Source organism: Actinomadura meyerae (genome assembly GCF_900188445.1).
GTDB classification, from domain to species: Bacteria; Actinomycetota; Actinomycetes; order Streptosporangiales; family Streptosporangiaceae; genus Spirillospora; species Spirillospora meyerae.
Map to the genome: position 1 here is coordinate 32383 of NZ_FZOR01000027.1, position 16302 is coordinate 48684.

The window sequence follows — 16302 nt, forward strand, 5'->3', positions numbered from 1 at the left end:
ACACTGTCGGCATGACCGAGGCGCGGTGGCTGGACGACGAGGAGCAGGAGACCTGGCGGGCCTTCCTGTGGACGTCGCGGCTGCTCAGCTCCGCCCTCGACCGGCAGCTCCAGCGCGACTCCGGGATGCCGCACGCCTACTACATGATCCTCGCGATGCTGTCGGAGGCGCCCGGCCGCGCGCTGACGATGACCGCGCTCGCCGAGCTCGTCCACTCGTCGCCGAGCCGCCTCTCGCACGCCGTGAACCGGCTGGAGGAGGCCGGCTGGGTCAGCCGGTGCAAGCACGACGGCGACCGCCGCACCACGATCGCGCGGCTGACCGACGAGGGGTACGCCGTGCTGGAGAAGGCGGCCCCCGGCCATGTCGCCGAGGTCAGGCGCCACCTGTTCGACCCGCTGGACCGCGAGCAGATGCTCGCCTTCCGCGAGGCCCTGCACGCGCTCCTGTCGTCCCTCGACCCCGACCACGAGGCCCCCTGCGCCCGCGGCGAGGGGTAGGGCGTTCCGCTAGCCGAACTCGACCGCGTGCGTCTTCGCGCCGGGGTGCGCCGCGGCCAGCAGCCGCAGGCCCTCCTCCTCGAGCGCGGCGCGCTCCCGCTTCGGGACGGGGCCGAACGGGTCGGCGCGCAGCACCGCCTCCCCGCGCTTTTTCTCGATCTTCCACATGCCGTGGACGAAGCCGTCCACGAGGAACGTCGCGCGGATGATGCCGTTCACGGTGAAGACGCGCTTGCGGTGCTCCTCGCTGATGATCCGGGCGCGGTCGGCATGGGAGAGCAGCAGGTTGTCGAAGTCCGGGACGAACCGGACCGGCGCCGGCGCGTCGCCGCCGGGGCGCGGCGCGTCCGGCAGGTCGTAGAGGACGCGGCCGTCCTCGTCCCGGACCTCCACGAGCTCCGGGCGCAGCCGGTCGACGACCTCGCCGAGCCGCGTCAGGCCGGACCACTGCTGGACGTCCTGGACGCTCGCAGGCCCGAACGCCCCCAGGTAGCGCCGCACGACCTCGTCCAGGGTCGTCTCGGCGGGCGGGTGCCCGTCCAGCCAGGTGTCGAGCGTCGTGTGCCGGGCGACCCCGGAGGCGCCCCAGATGCCGCGCGGCGGAACCTGCACCAGCGGCAGCCGGGTCCGGACGGCCCAGCCGAGGAGCGCCGGGTCCTCGTCGGGCCAGCGCTCGGCCAGGAGCGTGCGCAGCTCCTTGTCGGTGCGCGGCTCGTCCTCCAGCAGCGCGCGGGCGTGCGCGGTGACCGCGCCGAGGTCGACGCCGGCGAGGTCGGCGGCGCGGGACCGCAGGTAGCCGTCCAGGATCGGCTGGACGAGCGGCCGGAGCGCGCGGGCGTCGCGGGCGCTGACCAGGTGGAGCGTTCCGCGCATCAGCACCATCCGGAGCACGCGCCGCTCGGTCATCAGCGGGCCCACCGCGTCGAACGTGAACCCGGCGAGGCGGCTCCACAGCCCGATGTGCGGCGGGCTCGGCGCCTGCGCCTGCATGCCGACGAGGTGCTCGACGGCGTCGAGGGCGGGCATGTCGCGGCGTTCCAGCAGCATCTGCCGCGCGAGCAGCGCCCGGTTCAGGTCCCGCTTGTCAGCCCGTGTCATCCGCCCATCGTCGCGGATGCGTCCGACATTCCCGGTGGGCGGCCCGCACCGGCCGCGGCGGCCAGGAACGCCGCGATGACCGGGTGGGGGCGGGTGCCGTCGCCCGCCGGCTCCGGCTGGAAGAGGGTGGCGAGGTAGAACGGGTGCCCCGCCAGCTCAGCGATGCGCACCTGCCCGGCGTCGTCGTGGCCGGTGAACCACAGGCCGCCCGCGCGCGGCGCTTGACGGCGGAGGCGGTATGAACCTATGTTCATGAACAGGTGTTCATAATGAAGGAGGGGGCATGGCGAAGATCGTCAACACGCATCAGGCCGAGGCGTGGAACGGGTACGAGGGCACGCACTGGGCCGAGCATCCCGCCCGGTACGACGCGGTCAACGGCGGGTTCAACGACGCCCTGCTGGACGCGGCGGCCATCGGGCCGCACGACCGCGTCCTCGACATCGGCTGCGGGAACGGGCAGACCACCCGGCTCGCGGCGCGGCGGGCCAGGCTCGGCGCGGCGACGGGCGTGGACCTGTCCGGGCCCATGCTCGGCACCGCCGAACGCCTCGCCGCCGAAGAGGGCGTCGGGAACGTGGAGTTCACGCAGGGCGACACCGAGGTCCACCCCTTCCCGGACGGCGCCTTCGACGTGGCGATCAGCCGGTTCGGGGTCATGTTCTTCACCGATCCCGTCGCCGCCTTCGGCAACGTCCGGCGGGCGCTGCGGGACGGCGGGCGCCTGGCGTTCCTGTCGATGGCGCCGATCGGGGACACCGACCTCAAGGCGCTGTTCGCCGCGCTGCCACCGCTCGAGCAGCCCCCGGTCGGGCAGGACGGGCCGCTGTCGCTGTCGGATCCCGCGCGCGTCCGGGAGGTGCTCGGCGCGGCCGGGTTCGGCTCCGTGAACTGCCGCCGGGTCGAGGCCGAGCAGGTCTGGGGACGGGACGCGCGCGACGCGGCGCGGTTCTTCGCCGCCTGGGGCCCGATCCGCTACAACTACGGCTCGGACGGCGGCCTCGTCGACACGCTGGCGGGCGCGATGCGGCGCTTCGAGCGCGACGGCGCCGTCCGGCTGCGGAGCCGGGCGTGGCTGGTGACGGCGCGCCGATGAACCGGGTCGTCATCCTCGGCGGGTACGGGGCCGTGGGGCGGGAGGTCGTCGCGGGCCTGCGCGGGCACGTCCGGGAGATCGTCGTCGCGGGCCGCGACCTCGAGAAGGCCCGCACCGTGGAGGGCGCGACACCGCTGCGGATCGACCTGCGCAGCGGCGACGCCGAAGACCTCGACGCCGCACTCCTCGGCGCCGACGCGGTCGTCATGTGCGCCGAGACCGGGAACGCGCGCGTCGCCGAGCGGTGCCTCCGGCGCGGCGTCCACTACGTCGACGTCTCCGCGTCCTACGAGGTGCTCTCCGCGATCGAGGAGCTCGACGGGCTCGCGGCGGGCGCGGGCGCGACGGCCGTGCTGAGCGTGGGCCTCGCGCCCGGCGTCACCAACCTGCTGGCCCGCGGGTTCGGCGGGGCCGGCACCGAGATCGGCGTCCTGATCGGCGCGGGCGACCGGCACGGCCCGTCCGCCGTCGACTGGACGCTCGACTCGCTCGGCGGCATCGGCGAGTCGTGGCGGATGCGCTTCCCGCCGCCCTACGGGGTGCGGACCGTCCACCGCTTCCCGTTCTCCGACCAGTACACCCTCCCCGGGCGGGTCAGGACGGGCCTCTGCCTGGACTCGCGCGCCCTGACCGCCGCCCTCCCCCGGCTCCGGCGGTTCCGCGGCTCCGCGCCGGTGCGGGCCGTGTTCCGGCACGTCCACCTGGGCGGGGACGGCTTCGCGGTGGCGGCCGCGTCCGGCGGCCGGGTCCGGTCGTTCGCCGGGCGTCGGCAGAGCCGGGCGACGGGCCTGGCCACCGCGCTGGTCGTCCGGCTGCTGGACGGGGCGCCGCGCGGCGTCCGGCACATCGAGGACGTGGCGGGCCCGGGCTTCCTGCCCGAGCTGGCCGCCCACGGGTTCGCGCTGGACGAATACGATGCGCGGTGATGTCACCTCGAAAAGCGGCCGCGCTGCGCGCCGGCGACCGGACCCTGCGCGAGCACCTGATCGCGACGGCGGAGCGGATGCTCGCCGAGCGCGGGACGGCCGGGCTGACCGTCCGGGCGATCGCGCGGGAGGCCGGCGTCGCCGACGGCGTCCTCTACAACCACTTCGCCGACAAGGAGGAGCTGCTCGCGCACGCGCTGCGGGCACGGGTGGAGTCGGTGGGCCGGGCCCTCGGCCCGCTGCCCGAGCCCGGCACCGCCACCGTCGAGGAGAACCTGCGCGCGTACGTCGCGCACGGGATGGCCGCGCACGGCGCCCTCGTGCCCGTGCTCGCCGGCCTGGTCGCGCAGCCGGACGTGCTCGCCCGGTTCTCGGCCATGAGCGGCGGCGAGGCGGACTGGCGGTCCCGGCTCGCCGCCTACCTGCGGGCCGAGCGCGACCTCGGCCGCCTCGCCCCGGACGCACCGGTGGACGCCGCCACGTCCATGATCGTCGGCGCCTGCCACGAACCGGTGCTGTCGGTGCTCTTCCAGGGCGAGGACCTCGCGCGCCGCGTCCCGCCGGACGGCGTCGACGACCTCGTCACCGTCGTCCTGCACGGCATAGCCCGCCCGTAGGACTCCTACGGCTCCCTGCCCCTACGACTCCATGGCCTCCCTGACCTCGGCCAGGGTGCGGTCGGCGACGGCCTTGGCGCGCTCGGCGCCCTCGGCGAGGACGCGCCGCAGGTGCCCCCGGTCGGCGATCAGCTCGGCGCGGCGGGCGCGGATCGGGCGCAGGAACTCGTTGACCGACTCCGTGACGGCCTTCTTGAGCGCCGCGCCGCCGCCGTCCCCGATCTCGGCGGCGACGGCGTGCGGGTCGCGGCCCTGGCAGAGCGCCGCGAGCAGCACCAGGTTCGACACCTGCGGGCGGGTCTCCGGCTCGTAGGTGATCCGCCGGTCGGCGTCGGTCACCGCCCGCCTGATCAGCTTGGCGGTCTCGTCCGGCCCGGCGGACAGCGCGATGGCGTTGCCGCGGCTCTTGCTCATCTTCCGGCCGTCCGTGCCGAGCAGGCTCGGGGCGGCCGACAGCAGCGCGTCCGGGACGGGGAAGACCGGGGCGTAGCGCTCGTTGAAGCGGCGGGCGATCGTCCGGGTGATCTCCTGGTGCGGGAGCTGGTCCTTGCCGACGGGGACGAGGTCGGCCTTGCAGAACAGGATGTCGGCGGCCTGGTGGACGGGATAGGTGAACATCAGCCCGCTGACCGACGCCTGCCGGGACGAGGCGATCTCGTCCTTCACGGTCGGGTTGCGGCTCAGCTCCGGCACCGTCACCAGCGACAGGAACGGCAGCACGAGCTGGTTCAGCGCCGGGACGGCGCTGTGCCGGAACACGGTCGCGGCGGACGGGTCGATCCCGACGGCCAGGTAGTCGGCGACCAGGCCCTCGACGTGCTCCGACAGGCGGTCGGCGACGTCCCGGTCGGTGAGCACCTGGTAGTCGGCGACGAGCACGAACAGCTCGACGCCGAGCCGCTGCAGCCGCACGCGGTTGGCGAGGGTGCCGAAGTAGTGGCCGAGATGCAGCGGCCCGGTGGGGCGGTCGCCGGTCAGGATGCGGAACGCGCCGGGGTCGGCGGCGATCCGCCGCTCCAGCTCCCGGCTGCGCGCTTCGGCGGCGGCGGTCGAGACGGACCCGGTCGTGGCGGTGGGCGTGGCGGTGAGGGCGTCCGCAATGGTGGCGGCGGTCTCCATGGTCTCTCCTCGGTGGGGAGCGGGTTGCGGCCGTCCGGCCGGAGCGGCCCCGGGTCACCGAGAAGCGGAAGGGCCGTCCAGCGGACGGCCCTTGGCGTGCGTCAGCGTCGGCCGTCCTAGGACGGCCACCAGCCCAGACGCACGCGAGTCATGCGCCCAGCATAGACCACGGCATGCAGCCGTTCGCAGATAATCCGCAACAGAACCACTTGGGTAGGCTTGGGGCATGACTTCGATGGCCCCCCGCAGGACGACCACGGACCTGTCCTTCCTGCTCGACCGCACCGGCCACGTGCTGCGCACGCAGATGACGGCCGCGCTCGACGAGATCGGGCTGACGCCGCGCATGCACTGCGTCCTCGTCCACGCGCTGGAGGAGGAGCGCACCCAGATCCAGCTCGCCGAGATCGGCGACATGGACAAGACGACCATGGTCGTGACCGTGGACGCGCTGGAGAAGGCGGGCCTCGCCGAGCGCCGGCCGTCGTCCACCGACCGCCGCGCCCGGATCATCGCGGTGACCGAGAAGGGCGCGCGTGTCGCGGTGGAGAGCCAGCGCATCGTGGACGGCGTGCACGAGGCCGCCCTCGCGTCGCTGCCGGAGAGCGACCGGGAGGTGCTCGTCCGCGCCCTGAACGCGCTGGTCACGGGGCATCTCGCGACCCCCGTGGAGACGGGCCGCCCGGCCCGGCGCGCCCGGCAGGGCCAAAAGTAGATCCACAAAGGATCGTCTATAACAAAACAATCTGCTACGGTCGCTCCATGAACCAGGAGACGACCCTTCCCGCACTGCGGTCCCGCTGGACGGCGCTCGCCGTGCTGTCGGCGACCATGCTGATGGCGGTCCTCGACGGCAGCATCGTCACCGTCGCCGCCCCCGCCATCCAGGCCGACCTCGGCTTCTCCCCCGCCGGGCTCAGCTGGATCATGAACGCCTACCTGATCCCGCTCGGCGGGCTGCTGCTCCTCGCCGGACGGATCGGCGACCTCGTCGGCCGCAGGACGCTCTTCCTCGCCGGGAACGCGGTGTTCACGGCGGCGTCCGCGCTCGCCGGGGCGGCCGGCACGTCCGGCGTGCTGATCGCGGCCCGGTTCCTGCAGGGCTCCGGCGGCGCGCTCGCCACCGCGGTCGTGCTCGGCATCCTCGTGACGCTGTTCACCGACCCGCGCGAGCGGGCGAAGGCCATCGGCATCTTCAGCTTCACCGGCGCCGCGGGCGCGTCCATCGGGCAGGTCCTCGGCGGCGTCCTCACCGACGCCCTGAGCTGGCACTGGATCTTCCTGATCAACGTGCCGATCGGCCTGGTCACGATCCTGCTGGCGCTGCCCGCCCTGCCCCGCGACCGCGGGCTCGGCCTGTCCGCCGGCGCGGACGTCGCCGGCGCGCTGCTCGTCACTTCCGGGCTGATGCTCGGCATCTACACGATCGTGAAGGTCGAGGGCCACGGCTGGCTCTCGCTCCACACGCTGGGCCTCGGCGCGGTGTCGCTGCTGCTCCTCGCCGGGTTCGCGGTCCGGCAGGCGCTAGCGGAAACCCCGCTGATGCCGCTGCGGATCCTGCGCTCGCGCAACGTGTCCGGCGCCTACGCCGTCCAGTTGCTCACCCTGTCGGCGATGTTCTCGTTCCAGGTGGTCGTCGCGCTCTACATGCAGCAGGTCCTCGGCTACGGCGCGCTGGACACCGGCCTCGCGATGCTCCCGGCCGCCGTCGCGATCGGCGCGGTGTCGCTGCTGGTGTCGGCGCGGCTGTCGAACCGGCTCGGGGAGCGGCTCGTGCTGATGGCGGGGCTGGTGCTGCTGATCGGCGCGATGGCGTGGCTGACGACCGTCCCGGTGGACGCCGACTACGCCACCGACCTGCTCCCGGTGTTCGTGCTGGTCGCGGGCGCCGGGCTGGTGCTGCCGTCGCTGACCGGGCTCGGCATGTCGAGCGCCCGGCCGGAGGACGCGGGCCTCGCGTCGGGGTGTTCAACACCGTCCAGCAGGTGGGGATGGCGCTCGGCGTCGCGGTCCTGACCACGCTCGCCGCGTCCCGCACCGAGACCCTGCGCGCGGACGGGCAGGACGCCGCCCGCGCGCTCACCGGCGGCTACCACCTCGCGTTCGGCGTCTCCGGCGGGCTGCTGGTCGCCGCGCTCGCGGTGTCCCTGCTCGTCCTGCGGCGCCCGCGGCCCGCGGGCGCCCCGGCGGAGCCCGCGGCGGCTAGTGCGGCAGGACGAGAAGCAGCAGTGGAAGGCCGGCGATAACCGGCACCGCGATCGTCGCGGCGACGCGCATGCGGCGGGACACCGGCTGCGGTTCCAGCAGCCGGTTCACCCGCGCCATCACCGGCATCTCGCCGTGCGCGACGCCGAGCGTCCCGGACGGGGCCGCGGCCGGGCGCGCGGCGGCGAACCGCAGCAGCGCCGTCGCCAGCTCGCGCGCCGGGTGGTGGTGCCGGGCCCGGTCGTCGGCGGCCATCTCGATCAGCAGCTCCACCGCGTCCAGGCATCGCCCGACCAGGCGGAACTGCGGGAACACCTGGCGCAGCGACGCGAACGGGAGCAGCACCAGGTCGTGCCGCTCGCGCGCGTGCGCGCGCTCGTGCGCGAGGACCGCGGCCAGCTCGCCGCGGTCGAGCAGCTCCAGCGTCCCGGCGCTGACCACGACCTTGTGCGAGCGGACGCCCGGCACGCAGTACGCGGCGGCGCCCGGATGGTCGAGGACGAGGGTGCCCGGCACGGAGGAGTCGCGGCGCGACACCAGCGCGAGCAGCGCCCGGTGCCGCCGCCGGGCCCGGAACACCCGGACCACCGCGAACATCAGCATGACCAGCAGCACGCCGGCCAGGCTGATCGCGCCGAGCAGCGCCGCGACCTGCACGGCGCCGAGCCGCGCGGCCTGGTCGTCGTAGAGGCCGGGCAGCCCGCCGAGGACGCCCTTGCGGTACGGGAGGAGGGCGAGGCCGAGCAGGGCCCCGATCGTGGCGACGCCCCAGCACAGCCCGAGGGCCTGCCAGAGCGCGATCCCGATGCGCGGCGCCCGCCACGTCCACCGGGCACGGGACAGGAAGTGCGCCCCGCCGACGGTCCCGAGAGAGATCAATGCGAGCAGGGCGGCGCCGGTCATGCCGGTGGTTCCTTGCTCGTGAGGCCCGCGAGGGTCTCCCGGATGACGTCGATCTCGTCCCGCGAGACGGACCGGACGAAGTGCGCGAGCGCCGCGTCCCGGTCACCGGTCTCGTTCAGGGCGCCGAGCATCAGCTCGGTCACGTACATCTCCCGGCTCGCGACCGGGTGGTAGCGCCAGGCGCGGCCGTCGCGCTCGCGCTCCAGGAAGCCCTTCTTGGCGAGCCTGTCGAGCACCGTCATGACCGTCGTGTGGGCGAGGTCCCGGTCGCCGGCGAGCGCGCGGCTCACGTCACGGGCGGTCGCCGCCTCGTGGCCGGCGTCCTCCCGCTCCCAGAGGACCTCCATGACCGTGCGTTCAAGCTCTCCCAGACCCTTCACGCCACCAAGGTTATCCGACCGATACCGAGGTGACCACGTCAGGTAGTACTACCGCTGGTAGGAGGCCCGACGAGGCCCAGCTCGTAGGCGATGATGACCAGCTGGACCCTGTCGCGGGCGGACAGCTTCGCCAGCAGCCGGGCGACGTGCGCCTTCGCCGTGGCGACGCTGATGTAGAGCTCGCCGGCGATCTCCTGGTTCGTCATGCCGCGCCCGACCAGGGTCAGGACCTCCCGCTCGCGCTCGGTGATCCCGGCGGCCTTCCCCTCCCCCGCGGGCCGCGGCGCCGCCGTGTGCCGCGGCGCCGCGGCGGATCCGGGACGTGCGGCGAACTCCTCGATCAGCCGCTTGGTGACGCTGGGCGCGATCAGCCCGTCCCCGCCCGCGACGACACGGATCGCCCCGAGGATCTCCTCCAGCGCCATGTCCTTGACCAGGAAGCCGCTCGCACCCGCCTTCAGCGACCCGTACACGTACTCGTCGTCGTCGAACGTGGTCAGCATGATCACGTGCGCCCCGCTGATCCGGCGGGTGGCCTCGATGCCGTCCATGTCGGGCATGCGGATGTCCATGACGACCACGTCGGGACGCAGTTCCTCGACCAGCTCGACGGCCTCGCGGCCCGTCCCCGCCTCGCCGACGATCTCCAGGTCCGGGGTGTCGGCGATCAGGACGCGCAGCCCGGCGCGGATCAGCGGCTGGTCGTCGGCCAGCACGACGCGGATCGTCACGCGGCCGCCCCCGCCTCGACGGGGATGCGCGCCGCCACCCGGAACCCGCCCTCGGGGCACGGGCCGGCCGCGAACTCGCCGCGCAGCAGCGCGACCCGCTCCCGCATGCCCACCAGCCCGTACCCGGTGCCGACCACGCCGCCGCGCCCGCCGTCGGCCACCTCGACCGCCAGCTCGCCGTCGCGGTAGTCGATCGTCACCCGGCAGCGGTCGGTGCCCGCGTGCCGGACGACGTTCGTCACGGCCTCCTGGACGATCCGGTACGCGGACAGGTCGACCTCCGGCGGGAGCGGCCGCGGCACGCCCGTCCGGTGGATGTCGACCTCGACGCCGGCATCCGCGGTCGCCCGCGCCAGCCGGTCGAGGTCGGCCAGGCCGGGCGCGGGGCCGAGCGGCACGGGATCGTCCGCGCGGAGCGCGGTCAGCATCCGCCGCAGCCCGGCCAGGGTGTCGCGGCTGGTGGCCTCGATCGCGCCCAGCGCGTTGCGGGCCTCCGCAGGCTGCGTCTCGATCACCCGTCCGCCCACGCCCGCCTGGATCGCGATGATCCCGATGCTGTGCGCGACCATGTCGTGCAGCTCCCGGGCGATCCGGAGCCGCTCCGCGGCGACGGCCTGCGCGGTCGCCCGCTCGCGCATCTCCTCCGCGTGCGCGCGCCGCACCCGGAGCGAGTTCCCCGTCATCCACACGACGGCCATCGCCAGGACGACGGTGAGGAGGAGCACCTCGTCCGGCACGAGGAACCCGGCGACGGCCAGCACTTGCAGGACACCGGTGGCGGCCGCCACAGACCCCGAGTACCGGCGCGGCCGGGTCGCGGCGACGTAGCAGACGGCGAGATCGGTGAGCAGGATCAGCGCCCCCGCGACGGTTCCGTTCTCCGTCTCCACGAGGGCCAGGGTCCAGCCCAGGAACAGGAGCGCGAGGGCCGGGACGGGGTGGCGCCGAAGCAGCGCGGCGAGGAGGACCGTGCCACCGGCGCAGAGCAGGACGTCCACTTCCGGAGAGACGAGCTCCCCGGAGAAGACGACGAACAGGACGCCGGGATAGAGAGCGGCCCCCGCCCAGGCGAGAACCGCTCCGGCGAGACGGCGCACTTGGGCTGACATGCGCCGATCGTAACCGGAGGCCGTTCTCCCGCACATTGGCCCGCGGGCGTAATCCCGCAGGCCAACAGACCTTCCGCGAATGTGTGCGACGGCCCGATGCGCGGGACCCGGGGCCGCCGACACCGTTATCGCATGAAACGCTGGATGGCACTTCTCCTGGCCGTCGAAGTCACAGCGATCGCGGTTTTCTCCGTCGTCTACGACTCACTGGACTTCCGCATCTACTGGCTGGGCGGGGACGCCATAAAAGAGGGAACCCGCCTCTATACCGAACAACTGGCCGACCACTGGTTCACCAACACCCCCTTCTTCGCCGCGCTCTTCACGCCGCTGTCCCTGCTCCCCCTCACCGCGGCCCGGGTGATCTGGCAGTTCGCGGCACTGGCGGCCTTCATCTGGGCGTGCCGAACCACGATGGAACTGACCGGACGCCGCGCGTCCCTGATCACCGTCGTCGCGGCCGGCCTCCTCCTGGAACCGGTCTACCACTCGTTCTTCCTGGGCCAGGTCAACCTTTTCCTGCTCGCCCTCGTCCTGGCCGACATGCACCGCGCCGCCCAGGGCCGCCCCGCCGGGATCGCCATCGGCATCGCGACCGCGATCAAACTGACCCCGGCCGTCTTCGTCGTCCTGCTCCTGCTGACGAGGCGCACGAAGGACGCCGTGACCGCCGCGGCGACCTTCGCCACCTGCACCCTGCTCGCCTATGCCATCGCCCCGGAAGCATCCCGCGTCTATTGGCTGGACACTTTCTACGACACGACCCGAGTGGGCGTCCCGTACATCAGCAACCAATCCCCCTACGGCACACTGAACCGGATACTGCGCGGGACGGCCGAAGTGGGCGACTGGTACACCGCCATTCCCCTGACCATCGGCGCGATCGGCCTAACGCTCGCCGTCCTCTGGGCGAGGCGGGGCGACTGGCTGGCGGCAACGGCGGTCACGGGCGCGACCGGCCTGCTGGTCTCTCCCATTTCCTGGGCGCACCACTGGGTGTGGATCGTCCCCGCCCTGGCGCTGCTCCTCAGGAACGGCAACCGCAGAACCGCCGTGGCCGCCTACCTCCTTTTCGCGCTCTCGCCCCTCTGGTGGACGCCGCACAACGGCCATCCGCTGCAATACGGCTTCCACATCCTCCTGACGCCGGTCGCCAACTGCTACCTGCTGGCGGCCGTGGCCTTCCTGACCCACATGGCGATCCGCCTCAGGACCGCCCCGCCCACCCGTCATGGCGAACAGCGGCGTCCAGTGCCCGCCGCTGCCGCCAGCCGTGCCGTTCGAGATCCGGAACGGATCGCAGACGGCTGACCGGCCCGAGGCACAGCCAGGCGACCGGACGGACGTCCACCGGAATGCCGAGCAGCTCGCGCAGGAACGCCTCCTGGTAGAACGAAACCCACCCCACGCCGAGACCCTCCGCCGTGGCGGCCAGCCACAGGTTCTGAATGGCGAGGCAGACCGAGTACAGCCCCGCGTCCGCGATCGCGTGCCGTCCCAGAACCGCCGGGCCGCCACGCGCGGCGTCGTAGGTGACCACGACCGAAAGGGTCGACTCCAGCACCCCGTCGATCTTGATCCGCGCGAACCGCTCCGCCGCGTCCCCCCGAAGAGTGCGCGCGAAAACGTCCCGCTCGTCCTGGACGTGGTCGTGGAAGGCGCGCCGAAGCCGGGCGTCCCGCACCAGGATGAAATCCCAGGGCTGCGACAGCCCCACACTCGGCGCGGCATGCGCCGCCGCCAGCACACGCTCCAGCACGTCCGGCGGAATGGGCGCGCCGGTGAACTCGGCGCGGACATCGCGGCGGCGGTGGATGGCGTCGTAAAGCTCCATGGGCAGGCTCCCGCTGCGTTCGGGCCGCCGCAACGGGCGGCCGCGTGGAGCGGGGCCGGTCTTCGGACTCCCGGATCGACGCCGAAACCGTCCGCCTTCCCAGCCTTCCGGCCAGTGGCCGCGCAAGCGCGCGTGGACGGCAGCTCCCCGGTCACCGCGGCGGGCCCGTGCCGGATTCACACCGGCTTCCCGATTCTCCCCACGAGGGGGCACCCCGCATCAGTTCATGCCGGCGGCGACTCTACCGCTCTAACGGACTCAATCGCCGAAATCGCCCGCCGCCCCGTCCAGGGACAACCGCCCCGGCGGCGGATACGGCAGCGGCGGCCGCGATCCGGCGGAGAGCCCGTCCAGAACGAGTTCGAGGTAGCGGCGCCATGCCTGCGGCTCCTGGTCGAGCAGCGGCTCCGCCGTGTGCTGGATGCCGCTCAGCAGCAGGACGATATCGGTGCCGGTGACGTCCGCCCGCACGGCCCCCTGCCGCCGTGCGCGGTCGGTCAGCTCCTCCGCGACGTCGCGAAGCCGCTGGATCGCCTCCCGCACCTCCGCGCTCTGCAGCGACGGACGGCCGACGACCTCGCAGAACGCCCGGTCCCTGACGAAGATCTCCACCCCGGCCGCCATGAACTCCCGCAGCGCCTGCCCCGGATCATCGGCCTCCAGCAGCGCGATCCCGGTGCCCTGCATCTCGTCCAGCATGCCGAGCATGATCGCCGCGAGCAGGTCGGCCTTGGACGAGAAGTGCCGGAAGACCGTCCCCTTGCCCACCCCGGCGCACTCCGCGATCTCGCCGATGGAGACCTCGACGCCGCGCTCGGCGAACGTCCGGGCCGCGGCGTCCAGCAGCAGCCGCCGGTTGCGCACCGCGTCGCTGCGCGACGGGACGGTTCTGGACATGTGCCGCTCCTTCCTGACGCCCACCCTACCTAAGGTGACCGATCGGTCCGTTTAGCGCCTACACTAAGGTGACCGGCCGGTCCGCTTAGATCGGCCACAAGGGAGGGACACGACATGAACGACACGCTCGCCGGCAAGGTCATCCTGGTCACCGGCGCGTCCTCGGGCATCGGCGAGGCGACCGCACTGGCCCTGTCGGCCGAGGGCGCGAAGCTGGCCGCCGGGGCCCGCCGCGCCGACCGCCTCGCGGCCCTGGCGGACAAGGCACCGGGCGAGGTCCTGCCCGTGGACCTGGACGTGACGGACCAGCGGTCGGTCCAGGCCGCGGTCGCGAAGACCGTGGACCGCTTCGGCGCCCTCGACGTCCTGGTGAACAACGCCGGTGTGATGCTCAACGGCCCGATCGCGGACGCCGACACCACCGAGTGGACCCGCATGGTCGAGACGAACCTGCTCGGCTCGATGTACGCCGTCCACGCGGCCCTGCCGCACCTCCTGGAGAGCAAGGGCACCGTCCTGCAGGTCTCCTCGACGTCGGGACGGATCGCCTCCGCGGGCGGCGCCGTCTACGCCGCGACGAAGTTCGGCGTCAACGCCTTCTCCGAGGGGCTCCGGCAGGAGGTGACCGCCCAGGGCGTGCGCGTGGTGATCGTCGAACCGGGTTTCGTCTCCACGGAACTGACCGACCACCTCTCCCATCCGGCGAGCCGGGCGGCCGCACGGCAGTTGGCCGCGTCCATGCGCACCCTCCAGCCCGAGGACATAGCCAACGCCGTCGTGTACGCACTCACGCAGCCGCACCACGTCGCGGTCAACGAAATCCTCATCCGCCCGACCGATCAGATGCAGTAACCGCGAGGGCGCGTGTGCCGCCTCAGGAGCGCGCCTCCGCGTGAAAGGGGCGGCGGCGCCCATCCCGCCCCAGCGCGAGGAGGGCGGTGTCATAAGGCACTCGTGCGTACTCCAGGCGCCGAAGCCCCACCCGATCGGCAGACCATCAGCGCCGCCGCAGTTCTCGGTGTAGCGAAGCCAGAGTTCGGGGCCCCACGGCTGGACACAAGCCCGTGGCCATTCCTGAGACCGGCCCTCCAGCCCGAACCACAGGGCTCGCCGCGCCGAGAAGCGGCGTGGCCACGTGGCCTCTCGGCGGCGCGCCGGGGTGCCGACAAGGGAACAAGTCACTCATCCGAAGAGCCGGATTGCGCCAAAATGATCGTGCGTCGAAGGCGAACGAGTGAGGGGCAGCGGGTGGAAAGCGGCACGCTGATCGCGGGCAGGTACGAACTGGTCGAACGCCTGGGCCGGGGCGGGATGGGCGAGGTATGGGCGTCCCGCGACCGTGACCTGCACCGGGACGTGGCCGTGAAATTCCTCGCCGATGACACCGACGCGCCCCCGGATCTGCGCCACCGCTTCGAACGCGAGGCCGTGGCCGCCGCGCAGATCAATCACCCCAACGTCGTCGCCCTCTACGACCGGGGCGTCCATGACGGTCTGCGCTTCATGGTGATGGAACGGGTGGAGGGCACCGCCCTCACCGAACACGTGCGCGGCGGGAAACCGATGGACGTGACGCGGGCCCTGGAGATCGCCCAGGAGATCTGCGCAGCCCTGGCCGCCGCGCACAAGGCGAAGGTCATCCATTACGACATCAAGCCGTCGAACGTCATGCTGACCGCCGACGGCCGCGTCAAGGTCGTCGATTTCGGCATCGCCGGCTTCTCTCACACTCACACCTTCACCGTCGCCCCGACCACCGTCCTGTCACCTGCGGGCACGGCCTCGTACGGTGCGCCGGAGCAGTTCCTCGACCAGCGCGGCGACGAGCGCTCCGACCTCTACGCGCTGGGCGGCGTCCTGTTCGCACTGCTCGCCGGGGAGCCCCCGTTCACCGGCGCCAACGACCTTTCCGTCATCCGCCGGAAACTGGACGGCGAAGCACCCCGGTTGAACGCCCTTCGCCCGGACGTCCCCGCGCCTCTCACAGACCTGGTGGCAGAACTCCTGCAACGCGACCCGGACAAGCGCCCGGCGAATGCGCAGGTCGTCCACGAACGCCTCCGGCAGGCGCGGACTGCCACCCTCCCGGACCGGACCGAGGATCTGGTGAAGTCCGGTGCGCCGGAACCGGCGACGGTGCCCGCAGGGGCCACCACCCTGCAGGATCCGCCGAGCACCGCGGAACCTTTCGAAATGACCTGGACGGGAGAAGAATTCCCGTCCACATACACGGAAGCAACGAGGAAGGACCCGCGCCCCCGCTGGATCGTCGTGGCCGTCCTCGCAGTCGCAACGCCGCTGACCATGTGGCTGGGAGTGAACTTCGGAGACGACACGCCGGGCGACCCTCTGAAGTACGCGATGTTCCTTGCGCTCTACCCGGCACTCTTGGCCTGTTTGGTCGTCCCGTTGTACGCCATCTACCTCGCCGTCTACACCCGGGCTTGGCTCCGCCATTCTCGCGGACTGCCGCAGAGGCACCCGTGGTCGCTCCGCGTGGACTCGTACGGCATCACCACCGCGGACCCGCGATGCGCCACCCCCTCCACCGGGCCCGCCGGGCGGCGCACATTCCCCTGGAACGAGATCGAAACGGTCTCCCTCGAACGCACGGCGGCGGGCCGGTACCACCGGTGCAATGCACTGCGAGTCCGGTTCCACGGGACGCAACGCCAATTCAGCCGCTTCCGCCCGGCCGGATGGATCGGCCTCGACGTGTCGATCCCCGAGTTGCAAAGAGGCCAGGACGAACGCCCACCCCTCTGCGTCCTCGGCCCCATGGACGAGCAGCGGCACCGGGCCCTGATCGAGGCCCTGGCCCGGCATGCCGGACCGCGCTGGAGCCCCCAGACCGGCCCGTGATGCCCGCATGCCGCCGGCGCGTTAG

The 16302-nt window shown here is 72.8% G+C and carries 19 protein-coding genes and 1 riboswitch; of the genes, 10 read left to right on the forward strand and 9 right to left on the reverse strand.

Going from position 1 to position 16302, the window contains the following annotated elements:
* Positions 1 to 11 precede the first annotated feature (11 nt).
* Positions 12 to 500, forward strand: a complete 489-nt coding sequence (locus CHF16_RS25135) for a MarR family winged helix-turn-helix transcriptional regulator (RefSeq protein WP_089328598.1) — start codon at positions 12 to 14, stop codon at positions 498 to 500.
* Between the two features lie 9 nt (positions 501 to 509).
* Here the strand turns inward: CHF16_RS25135 and CHF16_RS25140 are convergent, their stop codons facing one another.
* Together CHF16_RS25140 and CHF16_RS25145 are read right to left on the reverse strand one after the other, a co-directional pair.
* A complete protein-coding gene (locus CHF16_RS25140) occupies positions 510 to 1598 on the reverse strand; it encodes a winged helix DNA-binding domain-containing protein (RefSeq protein WP_089328599.1) in 1089 nt (362 codons plus the stop codon).
* Positions 1595 to 1852, reverse strand: a complete 258-nt coding sequence (locus CHF16_RS25145; protein WP_218826823.1) for a CTP synthase — start codon at positions 1850 to 1852, stop codon at positions 1595 to 1597. The genes CHF16_RS25140 and CHF16_RS25145 overlap by 4 nt, the downstream gene beginning before the upstream one ends.
* Positions 1853 to 1881: 29 nt before the next feature.
* On the opposite strand from CHF16_RS25145, the gene CHF16_RS25150 reads away from it, so the two are divergent.
* The 3 genes from CHF16_RS25150 to CHF16_RS25160 are packed head-to-tail and all read left to right on the forward strand — an operon-like array spanning position 1882 to position 4237.
* Complete coding sequence (locus CHF16_RS25150; RefSeq protein WP_089328600.1) at positions 1882 to 2694, forward strand: class I SAM-dependent methyltransferase; 813 nt, start codon at positions 1882 to 1884, stop codon at positions 2692 to 2694.
* Entirely contained in the window at positions 2670 to 3620 is a 951-nt protein-coding gene (locus CHF16_RS25155) for a saccharopine dehydrogenase NADP-binding domain-containing protein (protein ID WP_245869183.1), read from the forward strand. Before CHF16_RS25150 ends, CHF16_RS25155 begins: the two co-directional genes overlap by 25 nt.
* Entirely contained in the window at positions 3620 to 4237 is a 618-nt protein-coding gene (locus CHF16_RS25160; protein ID WP_089328602.1) for a TetR/AcrR family transcriptional regulator, read from the forward strand. The genes CHF16_RS25155 and CHF16_RS25160 overlap by 1 nt, the downstream gene beginning before the upstream one ends.
* 21 nt (positions 4238 to 4258) lie before the next feature.
* Here the strand turns inward: CHF16_RS25160 and trpS are convergent, their stop codons facing one another.
* Positions 4259 to 5356 (reverse strand): tryptophan--tRNA ligase, encoded by a 1098-nt coding sequence (gene trpS / locus CHF16_RS25165; protein WP_089328603.1) that lies wholly within the window; start codon positions 5354 to 5356, stop codon positions 4259 to 4261.
* A gap of 226 nt (positions 5357 to 5582) precedes the next feature.
* Here trpS and CHF16_RS25170 point away from each other — a divergent pair, with 226 nt between their 5' ends.
* The 3 genes from CHF16_RS25170 to CHF16_RS41525 are packed head-to-tail and all read left to right on the forward strand — an operon-like array spanning position 5583 to position 7602.
* Positions 5583 to 6071: a MarR family winged helix-turn-helix transcriptional regulator gene (locus CHF16_RS25170; RefSeq protein ID WP_089328604.1), complete on the forward strand. Its 489-nt coding sequence runs from the start codon at positions 5583 to 5585 to the stop codon at positions 6069 to 6071.
* A gap of 47 nt (positions 6072 to 6118) precedes the next feature.
* Positions 6119 to 7372, forward strand: a complete 1254-nt coding sequence (locus tag CHF16_RS25175) for an MFS transporter (protein ID WP_245869186.1) — start codon at positions 6119 to 6121, stop codon at positions 7370 to 7372.
* Positions 7342 to 7602: a hypothetical protein gene (locus CHF16_RS41525; protein WP_245869189.1), complete on the forward strand. Its 261-nt coding sequence runs from the start codon at positions 7342 to 7344 to the stop codon at positions 7600 to 7602. The genes CHF16_RS25175 and CHF16_RS41525 overlap by 31 nt, the downstream gene beginning before the upstream one ends.
* Here CHF16_RS41525 and CHF16_RS25180 read toward each other — a convergent pair.
* From CHF16_RS25180 to CHF16_RS25195, 4 genes are read right to left on the reverse strand one after another with little or no spacing between them, the layout of a single operon-like run.
* Positions 7559 to 8464 (reverse strand): M56 family metallopeptidase, encoded by a 906-nt coding sequence (locus CHF16_RS25180; RefSeq protein WP_089328605.1) that lies wholly within the window; start codon positions 8462 to 8464, stop codon positions 7559 to 7561. The genes CHF16_RS41525 and CHF16_RS25180 overlap by 44 nt on opposite strands.
* Entirely contained in the window at positions 8461 to 8844 is a 384-nt protein-coding gene (locus tag CHF16_RS25185; RefSeq protein ID WP_089328606.1) for a BlaI/MecI/CopY family transcriptional regulator, read from the reverse strand. Before CHF16_RS25185 ends, CHF16_RS25180 begins: the two co-directional genes overlap by 4 nt.
* A 38-nt stretch (positions 8845 to 8882) precedes the next feature.
* Entirely contained in the window at positions 8883 to 9575 is a 693-nt protein-coding gene (locus tag CHF16_RS25190) for a response regulator (RefSeq protein WP_089328607.1), read from the reverse strand.
* Positions 9572 to 10684, reverse strand: a complete 1113-nt coding sequence (locus tag CHF16_RS25195; RefSeq protein ID WP_179271690.1) for a sensor histidine kinase — start codon at positions 10682 to 10684, stop codon at positions 9572 to 9574. The genes CHF16_RS25190 and CHF16_RS25195 overlap by 4 nt, the downstream gene beginning before the upstream one ends.
* Before the next feature lie 132 nt (positions 10685 to 10816).
* On the opposite strand from CHF16_RS25195, the gene CHF16_RS25200 reads away from it, so the two are divergent.
* Positions 10817 to 11995, forward strand: coding sequence for a glycosyltransferase 87 family protein (locus tag CHF16_RS25200; protein WP_179271691.1), 1179 nt, complete (start codon positions 10817 to 10819; stop codon positions 11993 to 11995).
* Here CHF16_RS25200 and bluB read toward each other — a convergent pair.
* Both bluB and CHF16_RS25210 read right to left on the reverse strand, forming a co-directional pair.
* Positions 11892 to 12518 carry a 5,6-dimethylbenzimidazole synthase gene (gene bluB / locus CHF16_RS25205; RefSeq protein ID WP_089328610.1) on the reverse strand — a complete coding sequence of 209 codons (627 nt, stop codon included), beginning with the start codon at positions 12516 to 12518 and terminating at the stop codon, positions 11892 to 11894. The genes CHF16_RS25200 and bluB overlap by 104 nt on opposite strands.
* Positions 12519 to 12554: 36 nt before the next feature.
* Positions 12555 to 12750: riboswitch (cobalamin riboswitch) on the reverse strand.
* 26 nt (positions 12751 to 12776) lie between these two features.
* Positions 12777 to 13415 carry a TetR/AcrR family transcriptional regulator gene (locus CHF16_RS25210; protein ID WP_218826824.1) on the reverse strand — a complete coding sequence of 213 codons (639 nt, stop codon included), beginning with the start codon at positions 13413 to 13415 and terminating at the stop codon, positions 12777 to 12779.
* A 114-nt stretch (positions 13416 to 13529) separates the two neighbouring features.
* Between CHF16_RS25210 and CHF16_RS25215 the strand changes: the two genes are divergently transcribed.
* Positions 13530 to 14267 carry an SDR family NAD(P)-dependent oxidoreductase gene (locus tag CHF16_RS25215; protein WP_089328611.1) on the forward strand — a complete coding sequence of 246 codons (738 nt, stop codon included), beginning with the start codon at positions 13530 to 13532 and terminating at the stop codon, positions 14265 to 14267.
* Between the two features lie 396 nt (positions 14268 to 14663).
* Positions 14664 to 16277: a serine/threonine-protein kinase gene (locus tag CHF16_RS25220; RefSeq protein WP_179271692.1), complete on the forward strand. Its 1614-nt coding sequence runs from the start codon at positions 14664 to 14666 to the stop codon at positions 16275 to 16277.
* The last annotated feature ends 25 nt before the right edge of the window (positions 16278 to 16302 follow it).

Coding starts and splice junctions, on each gene's coding strand:
- CHF16_RS25135 (WP_089328598.1), top strand. CDS start 12: ATGACCGAGGCGCGGTGGCTGGACGACGAGGAGCAGGAGACCTGGCGG.
- CHF16_RS25140 (WP_089328599.1), bottom strand. CDS start 1,598: ATGACACGGGCTGACAAGCGGGACCTGAACCGGGCGCTGCTCGCGCGG.
- CHF16_RS25145 (WP_218826823.1), bottom strand. CDS start 1,852: ATGAACATAGGTTCATACCGCCTCCGCCGTCAAGCGCCGCGCGCGGGC.
- CHF16_RS25150 (WP_089328600.1), top strand. CDS start 1,882: ATGGCGAAGATCGTCAACACGCATCAGGCCGAGGCGTGGAACGGGTAC.
- CHF16_RS25160 (WP_089328602.1), top strand. CDS start 3,620: ATGTCACCTCGAAAAGCGGCCGCGCTGCGCGCCGGCGACCGGACCCTG.
- trpS (WP_089328603.1), bottom strand. CDS start 5,356: ATGGAGACCGCCGCCACCATTGCGGACGCCCTCACCGCCACGCCCACC.
- CHF16_RS25170 (WP_089328604.1), top strand. CDS start 5,583: ATGACTTCGATGGCCCCCCGCAGGACGACCACGGACCTGTCCTTCCTG.
- CHF16_RS25175 (WP_245869186.1), top strand. CDS start 6,119: ATGAACCAGGAGACGACCCTTCCCGCACTGCGGTCCCGCTGGACGGCG.
- CHF16_RS25180 (WP_089328605.1), bottom strand. CDS start 8,464: ATGACCGGCGCCGCCCTGCTCGCATTGATCTCTCTCGGGACCGTCGGC.
- CHF16_RS25195 (WP_179271690.1), bottom strand. CDS start 10,684: ATGTCAGCCCAAGTGCGCCGTCTCGCCGGAGCGGTTCTCGCCTGGGCG.
- CHF16_RS25200 (WP_179271691.1), top strand. CDS start 10,817: ATGAAACGCTGGATGGCACTTCTCCTGGCCGTCGAAGTCACAGCGATC.
- bluB (WP_089328610.1), bottom strand. CDS start 12,518: ATGGAGCTTTACGACGCCATCCACCGCCGCCGCGATGTCCGCGCCGAG.
- CHF16_RS25210 (WP_218826824.1), bottom strand. CDS start 13,415: ATGTCCAGAACCGTCCCGTCGCGCAGCGACGCGGTGCGCAACCGGCGG.
- CHF16_RS25215 (WP_089328611.1), top strand. CDS start 13,530: ATGAACGACACGCTCGCCGGCAAGGTCATCCTGGTCACCGGCGCGTCC.